General features: G+C 46.4%; 1 protein-coding gene. It reads left to right on the forward strand.

The features are described 5' to 3' along the window. On the forward strand, nucleotides 1-1,096 hold a 1,096-nt coding region (locus HFP08_RS28865), incomplete at both ends, for a hypothetical protein (RefSeq protein ID WP_206109348.1).

Here is a 1,096-nt window from a genome sequence, read left to right on the forward strand (position 1 = left end):
TACGTTAGGTTTCTTCTCGGTCAGCGCTCAGATGCGGGATGAATTCGGACTAACGGCGAAGGCTTCGACCTACATTCATGTTGTTCCGAAAAACCCGGTTCCGATTGCAAAGTGTCCACCCTTTGTCGTTTCGAATCATCCCATTGATGATTCCGAATTTGACGCCAGCGGCAGCTACAGCCCGATTAATCGAACGATCGATCACACAAGAGATGAATGGCAGAATAAGCTTACTGCTTACGTGAACGAAACAGTGAGCAATCTCATCGAAACGGTCAAGCTCGATGTGTACGACAGCGCAGGGCTTAAGTCGCTAGAGCCGGGTGTATGCTCCATCGTCGTAAAGCCGGATCTCCCTCCAGTCGCGAAGCTTGAAGTGCCGGCAGTCGGTATCCGAAACCAGCCGGTCGATGTGATTAACCGCTCCTACAGTCCGGATGGCGATCAAATTGTGTCAGTCGAATACAAGTACAAATACGATTCGAATAACAACGGATTTGAAGATGATGCCTGGGAGACAATCAGCGGTGCGGTTTTGAAGTTTACCTTTACGCCGAGCAAAATAGGTAAATATTTATTTTACACCAAGGTAACGGAGGATTACGGGAAGTGGGATGACACGCTTGATCAGGACGAGACTTTGCTCATGCTCGATGTCGTCAATGATTCCCCTACGATATCCTTCGACCTGGAGGGGAAGAACGAGCAACCGGATCTGGAGCCGATGGAGGGCTATCTTCCAGCAGATATTTTGGAGAATTGGAAGCTATACCAAGTCAACAGCAACACATTGTTGTCGCTAAAAAATATCAAATGGTTTAATAATGGGAATATGCTAGCCGGTTCGACAGGTAAAGAAATGGAGAATCAAGGCTTCATGTCCGCGAGCAACAGCAGTAACAGCTATAATTGGCTGTTTCCCTTTTCGAATTTAGGCTTGGGAAATAATAATTTGAGTCCGTATCGCGCTATCGCAAATGTAGATAATTCCAAAAAGCAGCTGCTGTTGGATACGGAAAAACCCGCAGATAGACGTTATATTGATTCGCCAGGGAAATACCTGTATGTGCGAACGAATGAATCGATGTTTTATGTT

This window comes from Paenibacillus sp. HB172176 (genome assembly GCF_011947265.1).
Lineage (GTDB): Bacteria > Bacillota > Bacilli > Paenibacillales > Paenibacillaceae > Pristimantibacillus.